A 26,509-nucleotide genomic window follows, 5' to 3' on the forward strand; every position below is an offset into this window, starting at 1 on the left:
GAGGGATGGGGACAGGTGAGAAGGGCGGCCCAGACGTGTGGGCGGACGGCTACGCTGCCGCCCGCCCACACCGGTCGGGTTGTTACGCCGAGGTCTCCTCGATGCTGGCGCCGGCCGGCATGACCGTCACCAGCGTCACCAGCGAGGCGTCCAGCGGACCCTGGTACATCCGGACCTCGTCGACCGCGCCGGAGAAGTACTCACCGGCGGTGCTGCCGGTCAGGGTCCGGCCGACCTGGAGGCTCGTGGTACTGAAGTCCCAGGTGTTGTCCCAGGCGGCGTCGGCCACCGCGATGCCGTTGACGTACAGCAGGACATCACCGAAGACCGCGTTGTAGACGAGCGTCAGGTGGTCGCCGTCACCCTCGGAGCTCGGCAGGTCGCCGGCGTCGAGGGCGGTGGTGGTCACCGGGGACGCGGAGTCCGCGTCGGTCACCACCAGCTGCCAACGGGCGTCGGCCGCCGAGTACTTGACCCTGATCGCGCTGCCGTTGGTGCCGGTCAGCGCCAGTACCGTCTCGTCTGCGGTCGGGTTCGCCGAGGCCAGCCGGGCACGGGCGGTCAGGGTGAAGCTGTCCTGCGCGGAGAGCGGGCCGGTCGCCGCGCGGGTGGCGTAGGCGTCCGTGCCGTTGAGGGCCAGGTGACCGTCGCCCCACAGGGGTTCGGCCGGCGGCGCGCAGTCCGGGTCGGCCTCGGGGTCGCAGGACTCGTCCGGCTGGTAGACGGTGGCGCCACCGCGCAGGGTCAGGCCGCTGCCGCCGCCCGTCTCCGGGGAGACACCCGAAGTGGCCTCGTCCAGCTGCCAGTAGGAGAGCTGGTGCGGCTGGATGCCGCCGATCTCCTGGCCTTCGACGGGCGGGACGACACGGTCGTAGAGCTTTACGTCGGCGACGCTGCCGTTGAGGGGAGCCGTGTAGCCGTCGAGGTCCAGCTTGCGGCCGACCTGTACCGATCCGGAGGAAGTCCAGACGGTGTGCCGGGCCTGGACGTCGTCGGCGACGAGGGTGCCGTTGACGTACAGCATCATCTTGCCGAGTTCGACGTCGTACACGCCGATGAGGTGCGTCCAGCTGCCGACGACAGCCGTCGCGCCGGAGACCTTCCAGGTGCCGAGGGACTCCATGTCGCTCACCGGGATGCGGAAGGTCCAGGAGGCGCTGTCCACGTCGTAGCCGAGTTCGAAGCCGGGCTGGCCGGTGCCGTCCTGGCTGACCACGGTCATGTTCGCGGTGGGCTTGGACGGCAGCATCACCCAGGCGCTCACCGAGAAGGTCGTACCGGTGTCGACGGCGGGCTCGCCCGCGTCCAGGTAGGCGTTGTCGGTGCCGTCGAAGGAGGCCGCGGTGTCGGTGGAGCCGAGCGGCCCCTCGTCTCCGAAGGTGACCCCTGAGCCCGCCGTGGCGTCCGGTGCGCCGCTCGCTCCGGCCGCCTTCGACGAGCCCGCTGTATCACCGAGGGTCCAGGCGGCGACCGGTGCGCGGCCGTCGCTGACCAGGAAGACATGGGATGTCGGTGTCTTCTGCGGATTGCCCGCGCCGTCGATGGCGGTGACGGTCAGGGTGTAAGAGCCCTCGCTCGGCGGCATCCAGCGGATGGTCGCCGGGCCGCCGGTGGACTCCGCGGCCACCGTCCTCGCGGCGCTGTCGGCCTCCGGACCGGTGATGTAGTACTTGTAACCGGTCACGTCGGTGGACGACGAGTCCATCGTGAAGTTCCCATAGTCGCCGACGCCTGCGTGCCAGGCCTCGTCGTCCGGGTACTCGGCGGAAGTGACCGTGGCCGACGCCGGCTTGCTGGTGTCGTAGATGAACTCGCAGCGGGTCTGCGCGCCATCAGTGGACCAGGCGCCGTACGACGTCTGGTCGTAGCCGCGCACCGCCCAGGCGATCGTGGTGTTCGCCGGGATGGTGAAGCCCGCCTCGCCGTCACCGGAGATGTCCGAGCCGATGGTGTAGTAGAAGGTGGCCTGTCCGGTCTGGCTGCCCTTGGTCGCGCCGACCGTCGTCTTCTTCGCCGTGGTGGCGTAGTGGACGACCTCGGTGCCGGAGCTGTTGGTCCAGGTGACCTTGAACTGTGCTTGCAGGGACTCGGTGTTGGAGCCCGTGTCGTTGTGGTCATAGTCCTTGATGACGGCCGTGACCCGGGGCGCTTCGGTGACGTAGTGCTCGGTGGCGTTGCCGTACTCGCAGGAGCCGCCCGGCTTCATCTGCAGGTCGTCCTGGTCGGGCTGGAGCGGCGGCCGGTTGTAGGTGACCTCCAGGTGCGCGTTGCCACAGAAGCGCTTCCAGTAGGAGGTGTCGGACTCACTGCCCGCCTTCAGACGGAACGTCGTGGTGTCCCAGCCGTTGTCGGCGGCCTTCTGGACCGTGCTCGTGACGTCGAAGCGGACGTTCTGGTTCGTCGAGGTGCACGAACCGGCGTTGTCCGTCGGCGACTTGGAACCGATGGTCTCCTTCGACGACGGCTGGTTCGACCAGGTCGTGCCGGAGTTGATCGCGCTCGCCCCACTGCTGTTGACCCGGGCCAGCTGGACCTCGCGTGCGTCGGAGCTGTACGTGAACACCTGGGTCACGGCGAACTGCGCGTCGACGATGTCCTTGTCTTCGAAGCTCGCCGTCGGGACCGCGAAGAACTGGCGCTTGATATCGGTTTGGGCCGCGCAGAGAGCGGACACGTCGGACGGGCACTTGCCGACGCCCTCGTCATCGTCGAACTTCCAGAAGGAGTCGCCCGAGTAGTGCGAGGACACCAGGGCCCAGGCGCTGCGGTTGGCGGTCTTGACCACCGGGTCGATGTAGACCGGGTAGACGGTGTCCGCGTCGGTGAGCAGGTCCTGGTCCGGCGTCAGGGTCAGGGCGTCGCCGGAGACGTCCACGGCGACATCGGAGACCTGGGCGCCCTGGGGCGGGGTGACGTCGGTCGTCGGGTCGGTGGTGGGATCGGCAGTGGCTTCCGAGGTGTCGCCCGCCTGTCCGGCGGAGTCCCACATCAGCGGCTGCGGCGCCTCGAAGACCGTGCCGCCGGAGCCGGTGTCGCTGGCGATGAGCCCGCCGCCCGGGTCCTCCCTCACGTCCAACGACGTGCCGTCGAGAGGGAGTTCGAGCGAGGCCAGCTCGGGGTTGGCCGCCGCCTTCTTGGTCTTGACCACCAGGACGTGCGAGAAGCCCTCCGCGCTCGCGGTGACCTTGAGATCGACGCCGGGCAGGACGTCCGCGTAGGTGGCGGTGGAGCCGTCCAGCTTCGGCTTCGGCAGTTCGCCGGGCCAGCCGAGGGACAGGGCACGCCCGTCCTTCTCGATCGACGCGAACGTCGGGTCGCCGCCACCCGAGAAGGACATGGTCGACAGTGCGGCCTTCGGCGCGATCGTGCCGTTCTTCCGCTTGACCAGGGTGGTGTCGACGTCGGTCCACTCGCCGTTCTTGCGGGTGCGGACGGGCTGGACATACTCCTTGGTCGTGAAGGTGCCGTCGGGGTTGGCGACGGTCGTGCTGCGTTCATCGCGCAGGCTGAGGATCTCGACCGGCTTGCCGGACTTCTCCGCCTTGGCCTGAGCGGCGGTCGGGGAGAGTGCCGGGCTGCCGGTGTCCGTCGCGGCCTCCGCCACGCCGGGTGTGGACACGAGGTTCAGTCCGGGGGTCAGCAGGGCCGCGACGACGACGGCGACGACGGAGCCACGCCGAACCGAGGAGCGGTTCTTCATGATGGTGTGCCTTCTTCTGCTTCTTCTCGGCTCCTCGCTCACCGCATCGCCCCGAGTGCCGCGCCCACGTCGGGCAGTCCGCCGGAGCCGGGCTGGTAGGAGGTGACCCCGGTACTGGTCGTGCCGTCGACGTCGGTCCAGGGCTGGACGTAGAGAACGCCCTTGGACGTGGCCGATTCCTTGCTGTAGGGCACGCCCGTGTAGAGGTAGGTGGATCCGGCGGCGAGGGCCAGGCCCGTGTAGTCGCGGGCCGTCGGCGCGCCGGGCAGTCCGGAGCCGCGGGTGAGGACCTTGTCGTTGGTACCGATGGCCGTGTCGAGCGGCCGGAAGATGTGGACGGCGCCGACGTCCTTGACCGTCGACGTGTCCTTGCCGGGTTCACCGACGGCGAGACGGATCGTGGCCGTGGTGGTCACGACGCTGGTGTCGGTGTTGACGATCGCGACACGCTGACCCATGAAGTCACCAGCGACGGCGTCGCCTTCGACGTCGGCGACACTGTTGTCGAACGCCGCGATCTGCGTGTAGGCCCCGGACGGCTGGATGCGGAGGACCAGGGTCCCGCCGGCGTCCGCAGTGGTTCCGATGTCCTCCCCCGGGATGCCCACCGCGAGCAGTGCATCAGAGTTGTACGTCTGGTCGCTGGGCCGGTAGCCGGTCAGGGAGATCGACTCGCCGAAACGGTCACCGGCCTCTGCGGCTCCGGCGATCCCGGTGTCGTTCTGCCCCAGACCCACGAGTGGCGTGGGCATGCCACCCGAAAGGGTGTGGCTGAAGATCGCGACTCCGCCGGCGAACTCCAGGTCCCCGGCGGCCTCGCCCGGATTGCCGACAGCGAGGTAGCGATTGGTCCCGGCGAGCGAGTAGCCGTATCGGTCGTTCGCCTCGACCGTGCCCGCCACTCCGGCGGAGTTCTGGGAGACGGCGACCGTGGTGCCGCCCTGTGCGTACTCGAAGACCCCGGCGTCGCTGTACGTCGTGCCGTCCACCGGGACGTTCTCACCGGGGACACCGATGGCCAGGTACGGGACACCGCTCGCGGTCGTGCCCGCCTTCAGTGCCTGGCCGAACCAGTCGTAGGCCTCGGTCGTGCTCGCGGAGTCGAACGAGCCCTGGGTGTAGCCCTCGATCGTGGAGCCCGCGCCGATTCCCGCCGCGGTGCCGTGGATGACGTAGATCGCCCCGGCGTCCACGAGTTGCGTGCCGCCGCTGGCGACGTCCTCGTACGGCGTGCCCACGACCAGGTCGGAGCAGCCGTCCTGGTCGGCGTCATAGACGGTGTACGAGGTGCCGAAGCCGTCACCGGCCTCCGGGGCCGCGGACATACCCGTGGTGGCCTGGGAGATCTCGGACACTCCCTTGCCGCCACCGAGCACCACGCGCACGAGCCCGGCCCGTTTGGCGCCGTTCACCGTGGCTTCCGGGTCGGCGAGCACCGTGTCGCCCACGCCGTCGCCGTTGAAGTCGTTCGCCGTTCCTGCCGTACATGTGGCCGCTGCCGCCTGTGGCGACGTGAGCGTCAGACCCCCTGTCGTGGCCAGGAGCAATCCGGCCAATGCGGCCATCCTCCCAGCCAAATGTGTACGCGTACGCACACTCCCCCCTTTGCTTCCCCTTTAGGTGTCCCCACGTTAAGGCGACGCTATGAATGACGTAAGAGGAGACTAAATACGACCTAAATAAAGACCGTCAAGACTGACGGGAAAAATCGGCACACATAGCAATTGCACAGGGTGTGGCGATCTTTGCCTTACGGGTAGCAACGGGAGGGAAGTGGAGCGTTGCCTTGAAGTCGCCATCAATGCGGGCAATTTGGGCGCCATCGAGCCTTCCGGTAACCGTTGCTTCACGAAACATCCACGTGACCGGCGCCAGAAGGTTGTGATAGCTTCATGCATCAACTACGTGTGCTCCGTGCGAAAACCAGGCGCGCGAATCAATTTTTCAGAATACCGCACCGCATCTATTTCCGCAGGCGGCCAGGTAAGAGCCATGGAATGCTCAGGTAAGATCCATGGAATGCCGAGACTCAAGGTCAGTGTCATCGTCCCCGTCTACAACACGGGCAAGTACGTGGACGAGTGCGCCCCGTCACTCCTCGGGCAGAGCCTGCCCGCCGACGAGTACGAGGTGATCTACGTCGACGACGGGTCGACGGATGACACGCTGGGCCGGGTGGAGAAGATCGCCGCCGCACATCCGAACGTCCAGGTCCACACCCAGCCGAACTCCGGCTGGCCGGGCGCCCCCCGCAACCTCGGCATGGCGCACGCGAAGGGCGAGTACATCCAGTTCGTCGACCATGACGACGTGCTCGGGCCGGAGGCCCTGGAACGGCTCTACGACCACGCCAAGCGGAACGACGCCGACGTCGTGCTCGGGAAGATGTCCTCCACGATGGTGCGCCCCCGACGCCTGTTCCGGCATACGGTCGACGCCTGCACGATCGAGAACGACGAGCTGATGCAGAGCCTGACGCCGCACAAGATGTTCCGACGGGCGTTCGTCGAGGAGCACGGGTTGCGGTTCCCGGAGGGGCCGTGGTTCCTGGAGGACCAGCTCTTCGTCGGGGCCGCCTACCTGAAGGCGGAGCGCATCTCGATCCTTGCCGACTACCCCTGTTACTACTGGATGAAGCGGGACGACGGAGGCAACAACACCCGGCACCGGTTCAACCCGCGATTCGGGCTCTTGCCCAACATCCGCACCATCGTCCGGCAGATCAAGGACGGCACCACCCCCTCCAGCGATATCGACGCCCTCCAGAACCGGCTGCTGCACCGCAACTACCACGTCGAGATCCTCTCCCGCGCCCGTGAACCCGAGATCCTCCGCGAGGACCCGGCCGAGCAGCGGGAACGGTTCGAGGCGGCCCGGAAGCTGGCGCTGGAGGAGTTCCCACCAGCCGTACGCGAAGGGCTGCCGGCCGTGTCCCGGCTGCGGGCCCAACTCCTTGAGGACGGTTACTTCGACGGGGCCGTGGCGCTCGCCGAACGCGTCCGCGAGGTGAAGGCCCGCAGCGCCATCGACGGACTGCGCTGGGAGGACGGCCGACTCGCCGCCGACCTCACCCTCGATCTGCTGCGCGGCGACGGTGAGCCCCTCACCCTCGTCGAGCGGGACGGCAAGTGGTGGCTGGACCCCCGGTTGATCGACGGCGTACCCGGCACCGAGGACGGCTGGGAGGTCCGCGATCCGTTCCGGCTGGCGTACGCGGAGGTGGTCGTGAAAGACCGGGACCGTGAGGACTGGTGGTACCCGGAAGGCGACCTGGAGGTGCGGCTGGAGTCGCTCGGGGAGGGACGGTACCGGATCGTCGCTCGCGGACAGCTGCTCCTCGATCCCGAGCGGCTGGCCGGCGGCCGGCCCTTGCAGCGCGGGGTGCACGACGTGTGGGCGTACGTCCAGCTGCTGGGCGTGGACCGGATGTTCCACGTGACCGGGAACGGCGAGCCGTCCGCCCCGGCTGTGTCGGGCCCCGCGCTGACCGGCGGCCGCCTCGCGATCCCCTACTGGACGGTCAAGGGCCAGCTCGCCCTAGACATCGAACAGCGGCTGCGCAGACTCGGCCCCGACACGGCCGCTCTGGCGGCCGCGAACCCCGCCCGCGCGAGACGCTCGCTCGGCCTGCCCTACCTGGCCGCCGCCCCGGGCAGTGCCCCCGTCCCTGTCAAGGTCACCGTCTCCACCGTGACCGTCGAGGCCAAGCTGGCCCCCGGCCCCGATGGCACCGCACGCCTCCGTCTCCCGGCCCGTCTCAGGAAGCTCCCCGACGGACGCCACCCCGTCACCCTCCCGAAGGCCGGGACCCCGCTCGCGTACGTCGTCGTCCGGGACGGCGACGTGCTGCGGCTGGAGGGACCCGCGTACGAGGCCGGCGGCGGCCGTCGGTTCCTCGACGCGGTCGGCGACAACCGGCAGGTGCGGCGGGTGCGGGGGCGGCTGGGCCGGTAAGGAGCAGCACTGTCGACCCGCCTTTTTGTGGACGTGGCCCGACACTCGGCACTCAGCCCACCAACCTCAACGCGCGATCAGTATCCGCTGCGCCGCATCCGCACCCTCCGTCCGCATGCGGGCAACCTGGTCCTCGTCCATGAGATCCTGTCCGCCGTGTAGTTGCGAGCACGGGTCGGCCACACGGTGCGGGACATCAGTGCAGACCCGCTCGGCGCCTGCGGCCTCGGTGGATGTGAGCACTGGTGTCCAGGAGCCTCCATCATCCGGTGGGCGTCGACACCTCCCTGTCCGGGGGTAGTTGCACCACGGACGCAATGCGCTCCCCAGCGTCGAACCCTGGAGCAGCTCGCATCGCCCCCGAGACCCGGCTGTGGGCGCCGGTCCTGTCGGTGTTCGAGGCCGATGCGGAACATCTGGGGATCTTCGAGCACATCGTCCGGCTCGATGTCATCCATACCGTCGACCTCGACCATCCAGCGATGCTCGCTGTGGGACAGCTGCGCGGGGGCGGGGTTCCGCCAGGCATCGCGGCCGCCGTTCACGCCGAGCACATCGGTGCCCCTCTTCGACCTCACTCGCTGACAGCGGGCGAACAGCCGAGACCGCCCAGGTTGATCAGCCCGCTCGGCCACCGATGCCGATAGAGCACGGGCCTTCGTCAGGCGGCCGGCCGGGCCGTCAGGCGCCGCCGGCCTCCGCCTTCCCGTAACGCCGGAACTCCCCCGTCTCCACCACCCACGGCCCGAACGGCACCGCGTCCCCGAAGATGTACGGGTCCTTGCGGCTGTAGCGACCCCTGCAGGGGTCCGAGTGGACCTCGATGGTGCCGGTGCGAGGATCGACGATCAGGTAGTGGTCAATGCCCATGGCGGGGTACTCGGTGAGTTTCTCGCCGTAGTCGTTGTTCGGGTTGGACGGCGAGACGATCTCGATGACGGCCAGGACCTCCTCGGCGGCGACGGTGAGCCCTTCCTCATCGAGTACATGCTCTGGGATGACGACGGCGTCGGGCCGGCGCATACGGCCGATCGCCGGGTGTTCGATCTCGGGGCCGTTCTCGCAGATGTAGCCGGGGCGAGTGGAGGGGAGCTGCTCGTTGAGCTGGTTGCGAATGCGGCGCACGATGCCCTCGTGGCGCTTCGAGGGGCTCATCATCGCGAGGAGCGGGCCGGACGGGCCGATCTCGACGTGCCAGGTCCCCTCAAGGCGTTCGGCATACGCGGTGAGGTCTTCGGCGATCGCGCGCATCTTCGCGTAGTCCATGCGCCAAGGATACCGAGCGGCTCGCAGCACGCCCGGGCAGCCGCGATCAGGCCGAACCGGAAACCCTCCAAACTGACAGTGAAATCAAGGGAGTTCGGGCTCACCAGCTGAGCACCACGCTCCACAGCACACCCACAGCTTTGATTCGAAGGGGCCCGCCCCCTGGACAAGATCTGAGGTTAGGCTAACCTATCTTCGAACTCGTCCGGCGGGCGCTCCGCCCTGTTCGAAAGCAGCCACACATGTCCAACGCCAGAGCCTCCCACCTCACCCGCCGTGGCATCCTCGCCGCGGGCGGCGCACTCGGCCTCGGGGCCGTGCTCGCGGCATGCGGTGACGACGACGCGAGCAGCGAGGGCTCGAGCACGGAGACGACGGCCGCCGCGTCCGGCCCGTGGACGTTCAAGGACGACCGCGGCACGACCGTGAAGCTGGACAAGGTCCCCACGAAGATCGTCGCCTTCGTCGGCGTCGCCGCCGCGCTCTACGACTACGGCATCGAGGTCAAGGGCGTCTTCGGCCCGACCAAGACCAAGGACGGCAAGGCCGACGTGCAGGCCGGCGACATGGACGTCAGCAAGCTGACGGTCTTCGGCAATGTCTGGGACCAGTTCAACGTCGAGGAGTACGCGGCGTTCGCCCCCGAGGTCCTCATCACCACGATGTTCGACGACGCGGGCACCCTCTGGTACGTCCCCGCCGCCTCCAAGGACAAGATCGCCAAGCTCGCCCCGAGCGTCGGCATCTCCGTCTACGACCGCCAGATCACCACGCCGCTGCAGAAGGTCTGGGAGCTGGCCGAGTCCCTGGGCGCCGACATGACGGCCACGAAGGTCACCGACGCGAAGAAGAAGTTCGAGGAGGCCTCCGAGCGGCTGCGCGCGGCCGCCAAGGCGCACCCCGACATCAAGGTGCTGGCCGGTTCCGCCGCGCAGGACGTCTTCTACGTCTCCGGCTCCAACCTCTCCGTCGACCTCGAGTACTTCAAGGCCCTCGGCGTGAACTTCGTGGAGCCCTCGGCTTCCGTGCTGAAGGCTTCCGGCGGCTGGTTCGAGAACCTGAGCTGGGAGAACGTCGACAAGTACCCGGCGGACATCATCATGATGGACGACCGTACGGCGACCATCCAGCCGGCCGACATCACCGAGGCGACCTGGAAGAAGCTGCCCGCAGTCAAGGCCGGCCAGGTCATCTCCCGCTCCCCCGAGCCGATCCTGTCGTACGACAAGTGCGTCGCGATGGTCGAGAACCTCGCGAAGGCCATCGAGACGGCCAAGAAGGTCAGCTGACCCCTCACCCCTTCCTGAGCCTCAGGAGCCTCATATGACTACGGCCGTGGCCGCCCCGTTCCGTTTCTTCTCCCTCCAGGTGGCACGGACGAGGCGGCTCGGCCCGTCTCTGGTCCGGGTGAGCTTCACCGGCGCGGACCTCCAGCACTTCCTCTCCGACGGCCGCGACCAGTCGCTGTCGCTGTTCGCGCCCGCCGAGGGCCGCACCGAGCCCGGGGTTCCCGTCGAACTCGGCGACGGCTGGTGGCAGGCCTGGCGCGAACAGCCCGACGGGGTACGGGCCGTGATGCGGTCGTACACCCTGCGGAGCCTGCGCCGGGACCCCGACGAGATCGACATCGACTTCGTGCTGCACGAGCCCGCCGGGCCCGCCTCCCGGTGGGCCGCGCGGGCGTCCGCCGGGGACCGGGTGCAACTGCTCGGCCCGGCGATCGCCGACAACCGCGCGATCCGGTTCCGGGCGCCCGAGGACACCGATCTCGTGGTGCTGTGGGGCGACGAGAGCGCCCTGCCCGCCGTCTCCGCGATCCTCGAAACGCTCCCCGCCGGGCAGCCCGCGCGCGTCTGGCTGGAGGTGCACGACGCCGGGGACATCCAGGACCTGGCGACGGAGGCGGACGCCGAGATCACCTGGCTCGTGGGCGAGAAGGCGCTCGACACCATCCGGGAGGCCCAACTCCCGCCCGCCGAGCGGCCGTACGTCTGGATCGCCGGTGAGTCCGGGTGCGTGAAGGAGCTGCGCCGGCACTTCGTGCGCGAGCGCGAGGTCGACCGGCGCCGGGTCACGTTCGTGGGGTACTGGCGCCAGGGCCTGACCGAGGAACAACTGCGCGAAAGCGGCGAGTAGTTCCCACTGTGTCCAGAGTGACGACGGTCACGGCGGAGGCCCGGTTTCGTTCACGTTAATTAGGTTAGGCTTACCTAAGTTGAAGCCGGGGTTCCGCCCCGCTCCTGCCCGTCCGCACGGACTGTCCCCACCGGAGGACCCCCTCATGCGCTCGCACCTGCTCAATGACACGACCGCGGAGCAGTACCGCCGCTCCGTGACCGAGGGAATCGAGCGGGTGGCGGCCAAACTCGCCACCACCTCCCGTCCGTTCACCGGCGTCACCGTCGACGCCCTCTCCCCCCGCATCGAGGAGATCGACCTCGACAAGCCCCTGCTGGACACGGCGGCGGTGCTCGACGAGCTGGAGGACGTCTACCTCCGCGACGCGGTCTACTTCCACCACCCCCGCTACCTCGCCCACCTCAACTGCCCGGTCGTCATCCCGGCCGTGCTCGGCGAGGCGATCCTCTCCGCCGTTAACTCCTCCCTGGACACCTGGGACCAGTCGGCCGGCGGCACCCTCATCGAACGCAAGCTGATCGACTGGACGACCGCGCGCATCGGTCTCGGCGACAACGCGGACGGCGTGTTCACCTCCGGCGGCACCCAGTCCAACCTCCAGGCGCTGCTGCTGGCCCGCGAGGAGGCCAAGACCGACAGCCTGGCAAAGCTCCGCATCTTCGCCTCCGAGGTCAGCCACTTCAGCGTGAAGAAGTCGGCCAAACTCCTTGGCCTGAGCGCCGATTCGGTGGTCTCCATCCCCGTCGACCACGACAAGCGCATGCAGACCGTCGCCCTCGCCCGTGAGCTGGAGCGCTGCAAGAAGGACGGCCTCGTCCCCATGGCCGTCGTCGCCACCGGCGGCACCACCGACTTCGGCTCCATCGACCCGCTGCCCGAGATCGCCGAACTGTGCGAGCAGTTCGGGGTCTGGATGCACGTCGACGCGGCCTACGGCTGCGGACTGCTCGCCTCGGTCAAGTACCGGCACCGCATCGACGGCATCGAGCGCGCCGACTCGGTCACCGTCGACTACCACAAGTCCTTCTTCCAGCCGGTGAGTTCGTCCGCCGTGCTGGTCCGGGACGCGGCCACCCTGCGGCACGCCACCTACCACGCGGAGTACCTGAACCCGCGCCGGATGGTGCAGGAACGTATCCCCAACCAGGTGGACAAGTCCCTCCAGACCACCCGCCGCTTCGACGCCCTCAAGCTGTGGATGACCCTGCGGGTGATGGGCGCCGACGGCATCGGTGAACTCTTCGACGAGGTCTGCGACCTGGCCGTCGAGGGCTGGAAGCTGCTCGCCGCCGACCCGCGCTTCGACGTCGTGGTCGAGCCCAGCCTGTCCACCCTGGTCTTCCGCTACATCCCGGCCGCCGTCACCGACCCGGCCGCGATCGACCGCGCCAACCTGTACGCCCGCAAGGCCCTGTTCGCCTCCGGCGACGCGGTGGTCGCGGGCACCAAGGTGGGCGGCCGCCACTACCTGAAGTTCACCCTGCTCAACCCCGAGACGACGGCCCGGGACATATCCGCCGTCCTCGACCTGATCGCCGGCCACGCCGAGCAGTACCTGGGAGAGTCCCTTGACCGCGCGTCCTGAAGTCCCGAACAAAACCCACGACTTCGTGGGGATCGGGCTCGGCCCGTTCAACCTGGGCCTCGCCTGTCTCACCGAACCCATCGCCGAACTCGACGGTGTCTTCCTGGACTCGAAGCCCGACTTCGAGTGGCACGCCGGCATGTTCCTGGACGGCGCCCACCTCCAGACCCCGTTCATGTCGGACCTGGTCACCCTCGCCGACCCGACCTCGCCGTACTCCTTCCTCAACTACCTGAAGGAGAAGGGGCGGCTGTACCCGTTCTACATCCGCGAGAACTTCTATCCGCTGCGGGTGGAGTACGACGACTACTGCCGCTGGGCCGCGAACCGGCTGAGCAACGTGCGGTTCGGCACGACGGTCACCGACGTCCGGTACGAGGACGAGCTGTACGTCGTGACGACCGGGGCCGGTGACGTGTACCGCGCCCGGCGGCTCGTCCTCGGCACCGGTACCTCCCCGCACTACCCGGCGGCCGTGCGCGGTCTGGGCGGCGACTTCTTCCACAACTCCCGCTATGTGCAGCACAAGCGGGAGCTCCAGCAGAAGGAGTCGATCACGATCGTCGGCTCCGGGCAGTCCGCCGCCGAGATCTACTACGACCTGCTCTCCGAGATCGACGTCCACGGCTACCGGCTGAACTGGGTCACCCGCTCGCCGCGCTTCTTCCCCCTCGAATACACCAAGCTCACGCTGGAGATGACCTCCCCGGAGTACATCGACTACTACCGCGAGCTGCCCGAGGCCACCCGCTACCGGCTCACCGCCGAGCAGAAGGGCCTGTTCAAGGGCATCGACGGCGACCTGATCAACGAGATCTTCGACCTGCTCTACCAGAAGAACCTCGGCGGCCCGGTCCCCACCCGGCTACTCACCAACTCCTCGCTGAACAGCGCGACTTACGAGAACGGCACGTACACGCTCGGCTTCCGCCAGGAGGAGCAGGAGAAGGACTTCGCGATCGAGTCGCAGGGCCTGGTCCTGGCCACCGGCTACAAGTACGCCGAGCCGGAGTTCCTCGCCCCGGTCAGGTACCGGCTGGTCTACGACTCCCACGGCAACTTCGACGTCGCCAGGAACTACGCGATCGACGTGACGGGCAGAGGCGTCTTCCTCCAGAACGCCGGTGTCCACACGCACAGCATCACCAGCCCCGACCTGGGCATGGGCGCGTACCGCAACAGCTGCATCATCCGCGAGCTGCTCGGTACGGAGTACTACCCGGTCGAGAAGACGATCGCCTTCCAGGAGTTCTCGGTATGACCTTCACGTTCCGCCCCCTCGACCCGCTGAAGGACGCCGAGTTGCTGCACGGCTGGGTCACCCACCCCAAGGCCGCGTACTGGATGATGCAGGACGCGAAACTGGAGGACGTCGAGCGCGCGTACATGGAGATCGCCGCCGACGAGCACCACCACGCGCTGCTCGGTCTCGACGAGGCCGGCATCCCGGTCTTCCTGATGGAGAAGTACGACCCCGCCCACCGCGAACTCGTCGGCCTGTACGAGCCGTTGCCGGGCGATGTCGGCATGCACTTCCTCACCCCGGCGACCGACACCCCCGTCCACGGCTTCACCCGGTCCGTCATCACCGCCGTGATGGCCCACCTCTTCGAGGACCCGGCGGTCGAGCGGGTCGTCGTCGAGCCGGACGTCTCCAACAAGGCCGTCCACGCCCTGAACGAAGCCGTCGGGTTCGTGCCCGAGCGCGAGATCCAGAAGCCGGAGAAAATGGCCCTGTTGAGCTTCTGCACGAGGGATCGCTTCTTTAAAATTCAACACAGCCTGGCGGCGACGGGAGTGGCCGCATGAGCCTCGCCGACGCCGTCGCCCATCTCTCCCCCGAACGCTGGGAGTCGGCCAACCGTCTGCTGATCCGCAAGGGCCTCGCCGAGTTCGCGCACGAGCGGCTGATCGAGCCCGAGGAGACCGACAAGGACCAGTACGTCGTCCGCAGCGACGACGGCAAGACCCGCTACGACTTCACGGCCGTCCGCCGCGCCCTGGACCACTGGCAGGTCGACGCCGACTCGATCACCCGCCACCGCGACGGCACCGAACTGCCGCTCGCCGCGCTGGACTTCTTCATCGAGCTGAAGAACACCCTCGGTCTGAGCGACGAGATCCTGCCGGTCTACCTGGAGGAGATCTCCTCCACCCTCTCCGGCACCTGCTACAAGCTCACCAAACCGCAGATCCCGGTCGCCGAGCTGATCCGCTCGGGCTTCCAGGAGATCGAGACCGGCATGACCGAGGGCCACCCCTGCTTCGTCGCCAACAACGGACGGCTCGGCTTCGGCATCCACGAGTACCTCTCGTACGCCCCCGAGACGGCGAGCCCGGTCCGCCTGGTCTGGCTCGCCGCGCACCGCTCGCGCGCCGCGTTCACGGCCGGTGTCGGCATCGAGTACGAGACCTTCGTACGGCAGGAGTTGGGCGCGGAGACCGTCGAGCGCTTCGACGGCGTCCTGCGCGAGAAGGGGCTCGACCCCGCCGACTACCTCCTCATCCCCGTCCACCCCTGGCAGTGGTGGAACAAGCTCACCGTCACCTTCGCCGCCGAGGTCGCCCGCGGCCTCCTGGTGTGCCTCGGCGAGGGCGACGACGAGTACCTCGCCCAGCAGTCCATCCGGACCTTCTTCAACAGGTCGCACCCGGAGAAGCACTACGTGAAGACGGCCCTGTCCGTCCTCAACATGGGCTTCATGCGCGGACTTTCGGCCGCCTACATGGAGGCGACCCCGGCGATCAACGACTGGCTGGCCGGCCTCATCGAGGGCGACCCGGTGCTCAAGTCGACGGGCCTGTCGATCATCCGCGAGCGGGCCGCCGTCGGCTACCGGCACCTGGAGTACGAGCAGGCGACGGACCGCTACTCGCCGTACCGCAAGATGCTCGCCGCGCTGTGGCGCGAGAGCCCGGTGTCCTCGCTCCAGGAGGGCGAGCAGCTCGCCACGATGGCCTCTCTCGTCCACATCGACCACGAGGGCAACTCCTTCGCGGGCGCGCTGATCGAGCGGTCCGGGCTCACCCCCACGGACTGGCTGCGCCGCTACCTCAAGGCGTACTACACCCCGCTCCTGCACAGCTTCTACGCATACGACCTGGTGTTCATGCCGCACGGCGAGAACGTCATCCTGGTCCTCAAGGACGGTGTGGTGGAGCGGGCGATCTACAAGGACATCGCCGAGGAGATCGCCGTCATGGACCCGGAGGCGGTGCTGCCGCCGACGGTCGAGCGGCTGCGCGTCGAGGTCCCCGAGGACAAGAAGCTGCTGTCCATCTTCACGGACGTCTTCGACTGCTTCTTCCGCTTCCTCGCGGCCAACCTCGCCGCCGAAGGGGTGCTGGAGGAGGAGGACTTCTGGCGGACGGTCGCCGAGGTCACCCGTGACTACCAGCACGCGGTGCCCGAACTCGCCGACAAGTTCCGGCAGTACGACATGTTCGCGCCGGAGTTCGCGCTGTCCTGCCTCAACCGGCTCCAACTGCGCAACAACAAGCAGATGGTGGACCTCGCCGACCCGGCGGGCGCGCTCCAGCTGATCGGCACGCTGCGCAACCCGCTGGCCGGGCTGTGAGCAGCCCCGACTGACCGACGGGTCCCGGGAGTACGGTCCTCCCGGGACCCGTCCTTTTCCGGCTCTTCTTCCGTCACTTGAGCACACGGTGTGCACAGCATCGTCATAGTGAGTGCCACTACGGTCCACACCTTGCCGTGACCGTGACCGCGCTCCTGGGGGAGACGAGACGATGATGTCCGAGCACACGCCACAGCAGACTCCGCACGGGGAGGACGTGTCGGCCGTCCACGCCTACGCGGGGGCGTTCTGCGGCAGACCGGGCACCGCGGCCGACCTCGCCGGGCAGGTGCTGGCCGGTCAGCAGGGGCCGGTGGAACGCCTCGACCTCCTGGCCGACGTACGGCGGACGGCCTTCGGGTGGCTGCGGGACGGGCGGGAGTCGCTGCTGCGGCCCGGGTTCCGGGACTGGGCGCAACGGGCGGGCGAGACGTACGGCACGCGGGACACACTGCGGCGGGCGGAACAGGACTCGCTGCTGCTGCGGGCGTACGGCGAGCTGGCGGAGCAGCCGAGGGTGGCGCTGTGGCTGTGCCTGGCGGAGGACGAACCGGGCTTCGCGGCACAGGTGTTGGGTACGTCGGTGGAGTTCGCGTCGGGCCTGGCGGCCTCCGCGCGCTCCCGGCTCGCCGACACCTTCCTGCGCCTGCGCGCCGAGCACACGTCCGACGCCCGCTGCGTCCACTACGGCGGCATGCTCGGCGCGATCGCCCGCGGCACACACCGCGAAACCCCACCGGACCTACGCCGCCACCTGTCCACCTGCGACTTCTGCACGCAGGACATCACCCTCCTGACCACCCTCACATCAGCCCCCGAGGAGGAGCTACGGCCCCTGCTGATCGACCGGTTACTGGTGTGGGGCGGTCCGGGGTACCGAGCGGCCCGTGATCCGAAGGGTCAGGAAGGGGCCGAGACGGCGGGCAAGAGCACGGAGGAACCACCGCGGGGAGCGTCACGTACAGAAGCGGAGCCCACCGACTCTGCCGACAGCACCGATCGGGTCGTCCCTACCGAGGCGCCCAGCAGTCCCCCGTCCCCGTCCGTCCCGACCCCGAACTTCCCCACCCCACCCGGCGGCTTCCCCGTCACCCCCTCCGGCTTCCCCACCGCACCCGGCGCCCCCAGCCCCCGTCCCGCCGATCCCGCCCCCCGGCGGCCCGTGTTCGCGATCACCGTCGCCGTGGTGGTGACCGCCGTCGCCACCACCGTGGCGTTGCATCTGCTGACCGGTACCCGGCAGAGCGGGGAGGCCGTGAACGCGTATGGGCCGCCGCCCTCGCGGCCCCCGACCGGTCCGTCGGCGTCCGCTTCCGCGTCGCCCGGCACCGGGGCCGTGCTCGCCACCGTCGAGCTCAAGAGCGCCTCCGTGACGGGGAGTTGTGTGACCGGCGGCGCCGACCGGACCCAGGACACCGCCCCCGCACCGGCCCCCTGCGACGGCAGCGACCGCCAGCGGTGGAAGGTCGTCGGCCTCGGCAGCGGCGCCGTCAACCTCCAGCACGTCGCCTCGGAGTTCTGCCTCGACATCGCGGGCTACCGCGCCCCCGGCGACCCCATGCAACTACGGCCCTGCGCCTACCTCCAGGGCGCCGACGCCCCCTACCCGGAGGACCAGGCGTTCCTCCTCAAGACCCACCAGGACAGGACCTTCAGCCTGGTCTGCCAGGACAACCCCGGCATCTCCGTGGGCATCAGCAACGGCGAACTGCGCATGCTGTCCACCACCCCCGCCCGCCAGGCCACCCGCTTCGCCCTCGACGACAGCCTCACCACAGCGGTAACCACCGACTGAGCCCCGAATGCCAGAATTTCCCCATGGCGGAAATCCTCCAGAAGGACGGCACCTGGGTCTTCGACGGCGACGCGCTGCGCCTGACGCCGGGAAGAGACAAGAACGTCAGCCTGTTCCGCAAGGCGCTCGGTGAACTGGTCATCCCCCTGGGCGCGTTGGCCGGCGTCTCCTTCGAGCAGGGCAAGCGGTCCGGCCGCCTCAGGCTGCGCCTGCGCGACGGCGCCGACCCACTGCTGCACGCGACCGGCGGCCGCCTCACCGAACCGCACGACCCGTACCAACTGACCGTCGACGCGGACCGCTACGGCGTCGCCGAGTACTTCGTCGACGAGGTCAGAAACGCCCTGCTCCTCGACCAGGTCCCGACCGACCCGGTGACGCAGTACCTGCTCCCCGGCCCGGCCGTCCCCCTCTCCGTCTCCGCGGGCGACGGCACCGCCGGCTTCGACGGCGAGCACATCCGCCTGGAGTGGAACTGGAAGACGGAGGACGCGAAGGCCGCCGCGGGCAGCCGTACGTTCTCCGTCTCCGACATCGTCGCCGTGGAGTGGCAGCCCGCCGCCGGCCTGGAGAACGGCCATCTGCGCTTCACCGTGCGGCACGCCCCGACCAAGGCCCCGCCGAAGTACGACCCCAACGCGGTGGAGCTGTGGGGCTTCAAGAAGGACCCGCTGATGGCGCTGGTCGCGGCGGCGGTCCAGGCCAGGCTTCCGCACCCGGCCCGGCCCGCCGCCCTCGACGTACGCCCGCGGCACGACGTACGACCGGAAACGCCTTCCCCTCCGGTCGCGTCCGCCGAGGACGGCCATGACGCCCTCCTGCGCCGTCTGCGCGAGCTCGGTGAGCTGCACCGCACGGGTGTGCTGACGGACGAGGAGTTCACGATGGCCAAGCGGGCGATCCTCAAGCGGATGTGATCCGCTTTGAAATACGCCTACTTCGCCTTGCGCGCCACCGTGAAGTGGTCCACGCGGTCCCCCGTCTCGGCGATCCCCGACACCTTCAGCTTCGCGTAGTGGCCGCGCGGGGCGGGCTCCACGTCCACGCGCAGGAAGGAGTAGTTGAGGTAGCGCACCCGGGACCAGGCGACGGTCTCGTTGACCTTGCCGTCCTTGGTGTTGATGAACGAGGCGACCGAGTCGACCTCGTTGACGTGCCCCTCGTAGGAGTCCGGCGCGGAGAAGGCGTACAGGCTGCGGCCCGCGGCGCCCGCGGTGACGTAGACGACGCCCTCGGTCTCGGGGTACGCGGTCTCGCCGATCGGCAGCTTCTTGACGACCTTGTCGCCCTTGATGACGTCGGTGCGCTCGTACTGGTGGTTGTGGCCGTTGATGACCAGGTCCACCGTGTACTTCTCGAACAGCGGCACCCACTCCTGGCGCACGCCCCCCTCCGAGGCGTGCGCGGTGGAGGTGCAGTAGGCGCAGTGGTGGAAGAACACGACGATGAAGTCGACGTCCTTGGAGGCGCGGAACTTCTTCAGCTGCGCCTCGAACCACTTGGTCTGGGTGCCGCCGGAGATCCCGAGGTTGGCCGGGATCTCGTACGAGATGTCGTTGGCGTCGAGCGAGATGATCGCCGTGTTGCCGTAGACGAAGCTGTAGACGCTCGGCAGGTTCTTCGCGTCCGGGCCGTTGTCGGGCAGGCTCCAGCGGGCCTCCTCGCCGCCGTAGCCGTTGGGCGAGTACCAGGCCTCCATGTCGTGGTTGCCGTAGGCCGGCATCCACGGCACGGACTTGGCGACGGACTCGGTCTGGGCGAGGAACTGGTCCCACACCCGGGAGTCGAAGCCGGTGTCGGCGGTCTTGCCGGCGCCCGCGGGGTCGGCGTAGCAGATGTCGCCGGCGTGCAGGTGGAAGGCCGGGTTCTGGCCGAGGAGCAGGCTGTTGTTGGCCAGGCCGTGGTAGCCGACGCCCTCGTCGCCGAAGGCGGTGAAGGTGAAGGGCTCCTTGCGGGCGGGCGCGGTGGTGAAGGTGCCCAGGGTGCCCGCGAGGTGCGCCTCGGCGGGGTCGAAGCCCTGGTGGCCGACGCCGTAGTAGTACGTCTTGCCCGGCCGCAGATGGGTCAGCTTGGCGTGGACGTAGTACTGCGTGTGGTCGCCGCTCGCGCCGACGCCGGCCGGCGTGTACAGCGTGCGCACCTCGGCCTCGATCTTGCGCGAGAGGTCCCAGGGGCGGGCGCCGATGCGGACGAAGGGCTTCTTCACCGCGACCGGGACCTGCCACGAGATCGTCATCTCGGTGCTGGCGTCGTTGCCGAAGGCGAGGTGGCGGCCGAAGGGGGCGACCAGGGCGCCGTCGACGGTCGCGGTGGAGGCGAAGGTCTGGGTGGGCGTGGCGGCCTGGGCGACGGCGCCCGGCACGAACGCGCCACCGGCGACGGCGCCCAGGGTGACCGCGCCGCCTCTCATCATCGTGCGCCGGGAGAATCTGGCGCGCAGGTATTCGTGCTGCTCGGCCATGCTCATGCGCTCGGCGAGCTGCTCGGGTACTCCCATGCGAGGAATGTCCATGGCGTCTGAAACTCGTCTCCTCGGGCGACGGGCTGCAAGACACAGGATGGACAGTGTGCGAACAGCCCCCCATAAGACTTTCAACAGCAGCTTGCCCGATATCGGGCAGGATTCTTGCGAAACACTCCGAGGTACTTCAGGATCTACCGGGTGCACGACGACCTTGTTGATCATCTGATGCGGTCCACGCCCCTGAGCCGGGGCGAGGCACTGCGCGTGGTCCAGGACGTGCTCGCCTACTTCGACGAGACGACCGAGGAGTACGTCCGTCGCCGCCACCGCGAACTCCAGGCCCAGGGCCTGGTGAACACGGAGATCTTCGGACGGATCGAGGCGGACCTGAAATACCGGGCGGTGGCACCGCCGGAGCTCACGCTCCGGCAGCTGCGCCGCATCGTCTACGGCTGAGGAACATACCTGTATGTGCGGAATCGTCGGATACATCGGGAAGCGTGACGTGGCCCCCCTCCTGCTGGAGGGCCTGCAACGGCTGGAATACCGCGGCTACGACTCGGCCGGCATCGTCGTCACCTCGCCGAAGACGGCGGGCCTGAAGATGGTCAAGGCCAAGGGCCGGGTGCGCGACCTGGAGGCGAAGGTCCCGGCCCGCTTCAAGGGCACCACCGGCATCGCCCACACCCGCTGGGCCACCCACGGCGCCCCCTCCGACGTCAACGCCCACCCGCACATGTCGGCCGACCTCAAGGTCGCCGTCGTCCACAACGGCATCATCGACAACGCCTCCGACCTGCGCCGCAAGCTGGAGGCGGACGGCGTCGAGTTCCTCTCCGAGACCGACACCGAGGTCCTCGTCCACCTCATCGCCCGCTCCCAGGCCACGACCCTGGAGGAGAAGGTCCGCGACACCCTGCGGGTCATCGAGGGCACCTACGGCATCGCGGTCATGCACGCCGACTTCAACGACCGGGTCGTCGTCGCCCGCAACGGCTCGCCGGTCGTCCTCGGCATCGGCGAGAAGGAGATGTTCGTCGCCTCCGACATCGCCGCGCTGGTCGCCCACACCCGGCAGATCGTCACGCTGGACGACGGCGAGATGGCCACCCTCAAGGCCGACGACTTCCGCACCTACACCACCGAGGGCACCCGTACGACGGCCGAGCCCACCACCGTCGAGTGGGAGGCCGCCTCCTACGACATGGGCGGCCACGACACCTACATGCACAAGGAGATCCACGAGCAGGCCGACGCCGTGGACCGCGTGCTGCGCGGCCGTATCGACGACCGCTTCTCCACCGTACGGCTCGGCGGCCTCAACCTCGACGCCCGCGAGGCCCGGCAGATCCGCCGGGTGAAGATCCTGGGCTGCGGCACCTCGTACCACGCGGGCATGATCGGCGCCCAGATGATCGAGGAGCTGGCCCGTATCCCCGCGGACGCCGAGCCCGCCTCGGAGTTCCGCTACCGCAACGCGGTCGTCGACCCTGACACCCTCTACATCGCGGTCTCCCAGTCCGGTGAGACCTACGACGTCCTCGCGGCCGTCCAGGAGCTGAAGCGCAAGGGCGCGCGGGTGCTCGGCGTGGTGAACGTCGTCGGCTCGGCGATCGCCCGCGAGGCGGACGGCGGCATCTACGTGCACGCGGGCCCCGAGGTCTGCGTGGTCTCCACCAAGTGCTTCACCAACACCACGGTGGCGTTCGCCCTGTTGGCCCTGCACCTCGGCCGCACCCGCGACCTCTCGGTCCGCGACGGCAAGCGGATCATCGAGGGGCTGCGCCGGCTGCCGGCCCAGATCACCGAGATGCTGGAGCGGGAGGACGAGGTCAAGAAGCTGTCGGAGCAGTACGCCGACGCCCGCTCGATGCTCTTCATCGGCCGGGTGCGCGGCTATCCGGTGGCCCGTGAGGCCTCCCTGAAGCTCAAGGAGGTCTCCTACATCCACGCGGAGGCCTACCCCGCCTCCGAGCTCAAGCACGGCCCCCTCGCGCTGATCGAGCCCGCCCTCCCCACGGTCGCGATCGTCCCCGACGACGACCTCCTGGAGAAGAACCGCGCCGCGATGGAGGAGATCAAGGCCCGCAGCGGCAAGATCTTGGCGGTGGCCCACCAGCACCAGGAGAAGGCCGACGAGACGATCGTCGTCCCGAAGAACGAGCCCGAACTGGACCCGATCCTGATGGGCATCCCCCTCCAACTCCTCGCCTACCACACGGCGTTGGCGCTGGGCCGGGACATCGACAAGCCGAGGAACCTCGCCAAGTCGGTGACGGTGGAGTAGAGGCCTTCTCATGAGTGGGCCCCCAAGTGATGCCACTTGGGGGCCTGTTCGTATAGGCAGTTACGGGATGACGACGACCGGCCGCTTCGCCCGCTTCGCCAACCGCCCCGCCACGGAGCCGAAGATGCGTCCCACGATGCCGTGCGTGGAGCCGACGACGATCGCGTCCGCCTCGTACTCCCGCCCCACCTCTTCGAGTTCATGGCAGATGTCGCCGCCGCGCTCGACGAGGATCCAGGGCACCTCGGCCAGATAGTCCGCGCACGCCAGCTCCAGACCGAGCACCTCGGTGCGGTGGTCCGGCACGTCGACGAAGACCGGTGGCTCGCAGCCCGCCCACACCGTGGTGGGCAGCCGGTTGGCGACATGGACGATGATCAGGCCCGAGCCGGAGCGATGGGCCATGCCGATGGCGTACGCGAGGGCGCGCTCACTGGAGGTGGAGCCGTCGAAGCCGACGACGACGCCGTGCTTGAAGGCGGGGTCGCAGGAGTGACGGGGCTCTTCGGCCGCCTGGGGATCGGCCGCCGTGGGGTCGGCGACCGGCCGCTTGCGGTCCGCGGGTTCGAAGAATTCGTGACCGGCCATGGCTGTCTCGGCGTCGTGATCCTTATGTGGGAGGGACGAAACGTGCTGCGGAGCTGTGTCCGGGAATCATCTTTCCCGCCCCATACCCCCAAGGGTACGGCGGCACGCCTCCTTAGCCCAGATCCCGCCCACCGGAGCGTGGGGGTTCCAGGGAGCATGCACGAGGGGGCGCCCGTAACGCAATGGTTGCTGCGCTGTACAGGCGGTTTGCACAGGATTCACGCAGGTGATCTTGACGGCGGCCAGTGACCGACCGATCGAACACGCGTTGAACCGTTAACCAAGCCGCAGGGAGACGCCCACCACCCACAGGGAGCACATCATGACCGGACATCGCCCGCCCTCCGAGGACCCCACCACGGACGTGGTCCGCTGGGCGGCCTTCAGCTGCGTCCTGGTCCCGGTGGTGCTGCTCTGGTACGGCAGCTCGTTCGCCGGCGCCACCGGCACCGCCCTGGGTCTCGCCGCCGTCACGGCCGTGTGCCGCTTCCTCCTGCGCCAGTCGGAACGCGGCACGGTACGGCCGCACACCGAGGAACCGGCGCCGCACCGGGGGCGTCATCAGAGGTCCGGTTCGGGGTCCCATCGAGGCGCACGTCACACCGGCGGAGGCTCACCGGTCGGCTGACCGGTTTCCATACACCGCGCCGTCTCTTTTCAGCCAACTTCCGGGTTCTGCGCATCCCTTGGCCCCACCACCCCCCAACCCCCGTTCCACCTGCAGAGAAAGGGTCCACAGGGCCCTGTGCACCCTACGTGGATTGGCCACCTGGACGAGGCGCACTTCCCTGCGCACTCCCCGAGTGCAACGCTTCGTGATCGAATGCTTTACGCCAAGTTGCCAAGTCGACAATGTGCCGGATGACGAACTGGTCACGTCGGCACCACGGGACACAGTAGATTCGATCTTGACTGTCTTACGGCGGGGGACTCGTGCAGGACCGAGGGGAAACGTGTTGGAGCGACAGGCCCGACAAGTTAGGGGCGACGCGACCACCGAGGGGGGCTTAGCAGGATGAGCCACGACTCCACTGCCGCGCCGGAAGCCGCGGCCCGGAAACTCTCCGGGCGCCGCCGCAAGGAGATCGTCGCGGTGCTGCTGTTCAGCGGCGGCCCCATCTTCGAGAGTTCCATACCGCTGTCGGTGTTCGGGATCGACCGCCAGGACGCCGGCGTGCCGCGCTACCGCCTTTTGGTGTGCGGCGGCGAGGAAGGCCCACTGCGGACCACAGGGGGCCTGGAACTCACCGCACCGCATGGCCTGGAAGCGATCTCGCGGGCGGGCACGGTCGTCGTGCCGGCCTGGCGCTCGATCACTTCACCGCCACCGGAGGACGCGCTCGACGCGCTGCGCCGGGCGCACGAGGAGGGCGCCCGCATCGTAGGGCTGTGCACCGGCGCCTTCGTGCTGGCCGCGGCGGGTCTGCTGGACGGCCGGCCCGCGACCACTCACTGGATGTACGCACCGACGCTGGCCAAGCGCTACCCGTCGGTGCACGTGGATCCACGGGAACTCTTCGTGGACGACGGCGACGTGCTCACCTCCGCGGGCACGGCGGCCGGAATCGACCTCTGTCTCCACATCGTGCGGACGGACCACGGCAACGAGGCGGCAGGGGCCCTGGCCCGCCGTCTGGTGGTCCCGCCGCGCCGCTCGGGCGGTCAGGAGCGCTACCTCGACAGGTCTTTACCAGAGGAGATCGGCGCCGACCCGCTCGCCGAGGTCGTCGCCTGGGCGCTGGAGCACCTCCACGAGCAGTTCGACGTGGAGACGCTCGCCGCGCGCGCGTACATGAGCCGTCGTACGTTCGACCGCCGGTTCCGCTCACTGACGGGCAGTGCCCCGCTCCAGTGGCTGATCACGCAGCGTGTCCTGCAGGCCCAGCGTCTGCTGGAGACGTCGGACTACTCGGTGGACGAGGTCGCGGGCCGCTGCGGCTTCCGGTCACCGGTGGCGTTGCGCGGACACTTCCGGCGGCAGCTGGGCTCGTCCCCGGCCGCGTACCGGGCGGCCTACCGGGCCCGGCGTCCGCAGGGCGAGCGGCCGGTGGAGAGCGACAGCGCGCCGGGCCCCGCCCCCATGGCGGCGCCCCCGCTGCACCCCGACAGCGGCGGCCCGGTGCCACTCCAGACCCGCCGCACCCCGGCCCCCGTGGGCCCGCCCTCGGACAACGGCCGCGAGCTGTACGCCACCGGGCGGGTGGGTCTGCCGGGGCAGCGCAGCGGAGCGTGACCTCATGACGCCGGACGGGCTCGCCGACCGAGCCCGTCCGGTGTTTGAGGAGAACACCGGTCGCCCCAAATGGCGAGGCCCGCTTTAGGGTGTTCGCATGAACGATCGCATGGTGTGGATCGACTGCGAGATGACCGGCCTCTCGCTGTCCGACGACGCGCTCATCGAGGTTGCCGCCCTCGTCACCGACTCCGAGCTGAACGTGCTCGGCGACGGTGTGGACATCGTCATCCGCCCGCCGGACCGGGCGCTGGAGACGATGCCGGAGGTGGTGCGTCAGATGCACACCGCGTCCGGACTGCTCGCGGAGCTGTCCGGCGGCACGAGCCTCGCCGACGCCGAGGAGCAGGTCCTCGCCTACGTCCGCGAGCACGTCAAGGAGCTCGGCAAGGCGCCGCTGTGCGGCAACTCCGTCGGCACCGACCGCGGCTTCCTCGCCCGGGACATGCGGGACCTGGAGAGCTACCTCCACTACCGCATCGTGGACGTCAGCTCGGTCAAGGAGCTGGCCCGCCGCTGGTACCCGCGGGCGTACTTCAACAGCCCCGAGAAGAACGGCAACCACCGCGCCCTCGCCGACATCCGCGAGTCGATCGCGGAGCTGCGCTACTACCGCGAGGCGATCTTCGTCCCGCAGCCCGGTCCCGACTCCGACACGGCGCGGACGATCGCCGCGAAGCACGTCCTGCCTGCGCAGTAAGCCCTGGCCGCCCGCGCGGTAAACCCTGGCGCGAGCACCCCTTCGGACCCTGTACACTTTTTCTCGGCCGGTCGGGGAAACCCGGACAGCCGAACATGGTGGGTGTAGCTCAGCTGGTAGAGCACCTGGTTGTGGTCCAGGATGCCGCGGGTTCGAGTCCCGTCACTCACCCTGATGAATGAGAGGGCCGACCCGTACGGGTCGGCCCTCTTACTCGTTA

At 68.9% G+C, this 26,509-nt stretch carries 19 protein-coding genes and 1 tRNA gene; 15 read left to right on the top strand and 5 right to left on the bottom strand.

What is annotated here, in order from left to right; genetic code table 11:
* Positions 1-82: 82 nt before the first annotated feature.
* Positions 83-3,700, bottom strand: a complete 3,618-nt coding sequence (locus tag ABZ896_RS23400; protein ID WP_360932245.1) for a LamG-like jellyroll fold domain-containing protein — start codon at positions 3,698-3,700, stop codon at positions 83-85.
* A gap of 38 nt (positions 3,701-3,738) precedes the next feature.
* On the bottom strand, positions 3,739-5,265 hold the full coding sequence (locus tag ABZ896_RS23405; protein ID WP_360932248.1) for a hypothetical protein: 1,527 nt from the start codon (positions 5,263-5,265) through the stop codon (positions 3,739-3,741).
* A gap of 454 nt (positions 5,266-5,719) precedes the next feature.
* On the opposite strand from ABZ896_RS23405, the gene ABZ896_RS23410 reads away from it, so the two are divergent.
* Positions 5,720-7,654 carry a glycosyltransferase family A protein gene (locus ABZ896_RS23410; protein ID WP_360932251.1) on the top strand — a complete coding sequence of 645 codons (1,935 nt, stop codon included), beginning with the start codon at positions 5,720-5,722 and terminating at the stop codon, positions 7,652-7,654.
* 681 nt (positions 7,655-8,335) lie between these two features.
* Here the strand turns inward: ABZ896_RS23410 and ABZ896_RS23415 are convergent.
* Positions 8,336-8,920, bottom strand: a complete 585-nt coding sequence (locus ABZ896_RS23415; RefSeq protein WP_360932254.1) for a Uma2 family endonuclease — start codon at positions 8,918-8,920, stop codon at positions 8,336-8,338.
* A 242-nt stretch (positions 8,921-9,162) separates the two neighbouring features.
* On the opposite strand from ABZ896_RS23415, the gene ABZ896_RS23420 reads away from it, so the two are divergent.
* The 8 genes from ABZ896_RS23420 (at position 9,163) to ABZ896_RS23455 (ending at position 18,934) form a co-directional block, all read left to right on the top strand.
* Positions 9,163-10,209 (top strand): ABC transporter substrate-binding protein, encoded by a 1,047-nt coding sequence (locus ABZ896_RS23420; RefSeq protein ID WP_360932257.1) that lies wholly within the window; start codon positions 9,163-9,165, stop codon positions 10,207-10,209.
* 34 nt (positions 10,210-10,243) lie between these two features.
* Positions 10,244-11,056, top strand: coding sequence for a siderophore-interacting protein (locus ABZ896_RS23425; protein WP_360932260.1), 813 nt, complete (start codon positions 10,244-10,246; stop codon positions 11,054-11,056).
* 145 nt (positions 11,057-11,201) lie between these two features.
* Positions 11,202-12,644, top strand: a complete 1,443-nt coding sequence (desA, locus tag ABZ896_RS23430; RefSeq protein WP_360932263.1) for a lysine decarboxylase DesA — start codon at positions 11,202-11,204, stop codon at positions 12,642-12,644.
* The gene (locus ABZ896_RS23435) at positions 12,628-13,905 is read left to right on the top strand and encodes a SidA/IucD/PvdA family monooxygenase (RefSeq protein ID WP_360932266.1); all 1,278 of its coding nucleotides are present in this window, start codon (positions 12,628-12,630) and stop codon (positions 13,903-13,905) included. Before desA ends, ABZ896_RS23435 begins: the two co-directional genes overlap by 17 nt.
* Positions 13,902-14,453, top strand: a complete 552-nt coding sequence (locus ABZ896_RS23440) for a GNAT family N-acetyltransferase (RefSeq protein ID WP_360932269.1) — start codon at positions 13,902-13,904, stop codon at positions 14,451-14,453. Before ABZ896_RS23435 ends, ABZ896_RS23440 begins: the two co-directional genes overlap by 4 nt.
* A complete protein-coding gene (locus tag ABZ896_RS23445; protein ID WP_360932272.1) occupies positions 14,450-16,222 on the top strand; it encodes an IucA/IucC family siderophore biosynthesis protein in 1,773 nt (590 codons plus the stop codon). Before ABZ896_RS23440 ends, ABZ896_RS23445 begins: the two co-directional genes overlap by 4 nt.
* Positions 16,223-16,394: 172 nt before the next feature.
* On the top strand, positions 16,395-18,017 hold the full coding sequence (locus ABZ896_RS23450; protein WP_360932275.1) for an RICIN domain-containing protein: 1,623 nt from the start codon (positions 16,395-16,397) through the stop codon (positions 18,015-18,017).
* A 23-nt stretch (positions 18,018-18,040) separates the two neighbouring features.
* Entirely contained in the window at positions 18,041-18,934 is an 894-nt protein-coding gene (locus ABZ896_RS23455; RefSeq protein WP_360932278.1) for a DUF4429 domain-containing protein, read from the top strand.
* 17 nt (positions 18,935-18,951) lie between these two features.
* Here ABZ896_RS23455 and ABZ896_RS23460 read toward each other — a convergent pair whose 3' ends face one another.
* Positions 18,952-20,514: a metallophosphoesterase family protein gene (locus ABZ896_RS23460; RefSeq protein WP_360932281.1), complete on the bottom strand. Its 1,563-nt coding sequence runs from the start codon at positions 20,512-20,514 to the stop codon at positions 18,952-18,954.
* 165 nt (positions 20,515-20,679) lie between these two features.
* Between ABZ896_RS23460 and ABZ896_RS23465 the strand changes: the two genes are divergently transcribed.
* Positions 20,680-20,937: a hypothetical protein gene (locus ABZ896_RS23465; RefSeq protein ID WP_360932284.1), complete on the top strand. Its 258-nt coding sequence runs from the start codon at positions 20,680-20,682 to the stop codon at positions 20,935-20,937.
* Positions 20,938-20,950: 13 nt separating this feature from the next.
* Positions 20,951-22,768 carry a glutamine--fructose-6-phosphate transaminase (isomerizing) gene (gene glmS, locus ABZ896_RS23470; RefSeq protein ID WP_360932287.1) on the top strand — a complete coding sequence of 606 codons (1,818 nt, stop codon included), beginning with the start codon at positions 20,951-20,953 and terminating at the stop codon, positions 22,766-22,768.
* A 60-nt stretch (positions 22,769-22,828) separates the two neighbouring features.
* Here the strand turns inward: glmS and ABZ896_RS23475 are convergent, their stop codons facing one another.
* Positions 22,829-23,356 carry a universal stress protein gene (locus ABZ896_RS23475; RefSeq protein ID WP_360932290.1) on the bottom strand — a complete coding sequence of 176 codons (528 nt, stop codon included), beginning with the start codon at positions 23,354-23,356 and terminating at the stop codon, positions 22,829-22,831.
* A gap of 322 nt (positions 23,357-23,678) precedes the next feature.
* On the opposite strand from ABZ896_RS23475, the gene ABZ896_RS23480 reads away from it, so the two are divergent.
* The 4 genes from ABZ896_RS23480 to ABZ896_RS23495 all read left to right on the top strand — a co-directional run bounded on the left by ABZ896_RS23480 (position 23,679) and on the right by ABZ896_RS23495 (position 26,460).
* Positions 23,679-23,984, top strand: a complete 306-nt coding sequence (locus ABZ896_RS23480) for a hypothetical protein (protein WP_360932293.1) — start codon at positions 23,679-23,681, stop codon at positions 23,982-23,984.
* 387 nt (positions 23,985-24,371) lie between these two features.
* Positions 24,372-25,589, top strand: a complete 1,218-nt coding sequence (locus tag ABZ896_RS23485) for a helix-turn-helix domain-containing protein (RefSeq protein WP_360932296.1) — start codon at positions 24,372-24,374, stop codon at positions 25,587-25,589.
* Positions 25,590-25,686: 97 nt separating this feature from the next.
* Complete coding sequence (gene orn, locus ABZ896_RS23490) at positions 25,687-26,289, top strand: oligoribonuclease (protein ID WP_360932299.1); 603 nt, start codon at positions 25,687-25,689, stop codon at positions 26,287-26,289.
* Between the two features lie 98 nt (positions 26,290-26,387).
* Positions 26,388-26,460: transfer RNA gene (locus ABZ896_RS23495), tRNA-His, on the top strand.
* The last annotated feature ends 49 nt before the right edge of the window (positions 26,461-26,509 follow it).

Source organism: Streptomyces sp. NPDC047072, from assembly GCF_040643855.1.
Lineage (GTDB): Bacteria > Actinomycetota > Actinomycetes > Streptomycetales > Streptomycetaceae > Streptomyces.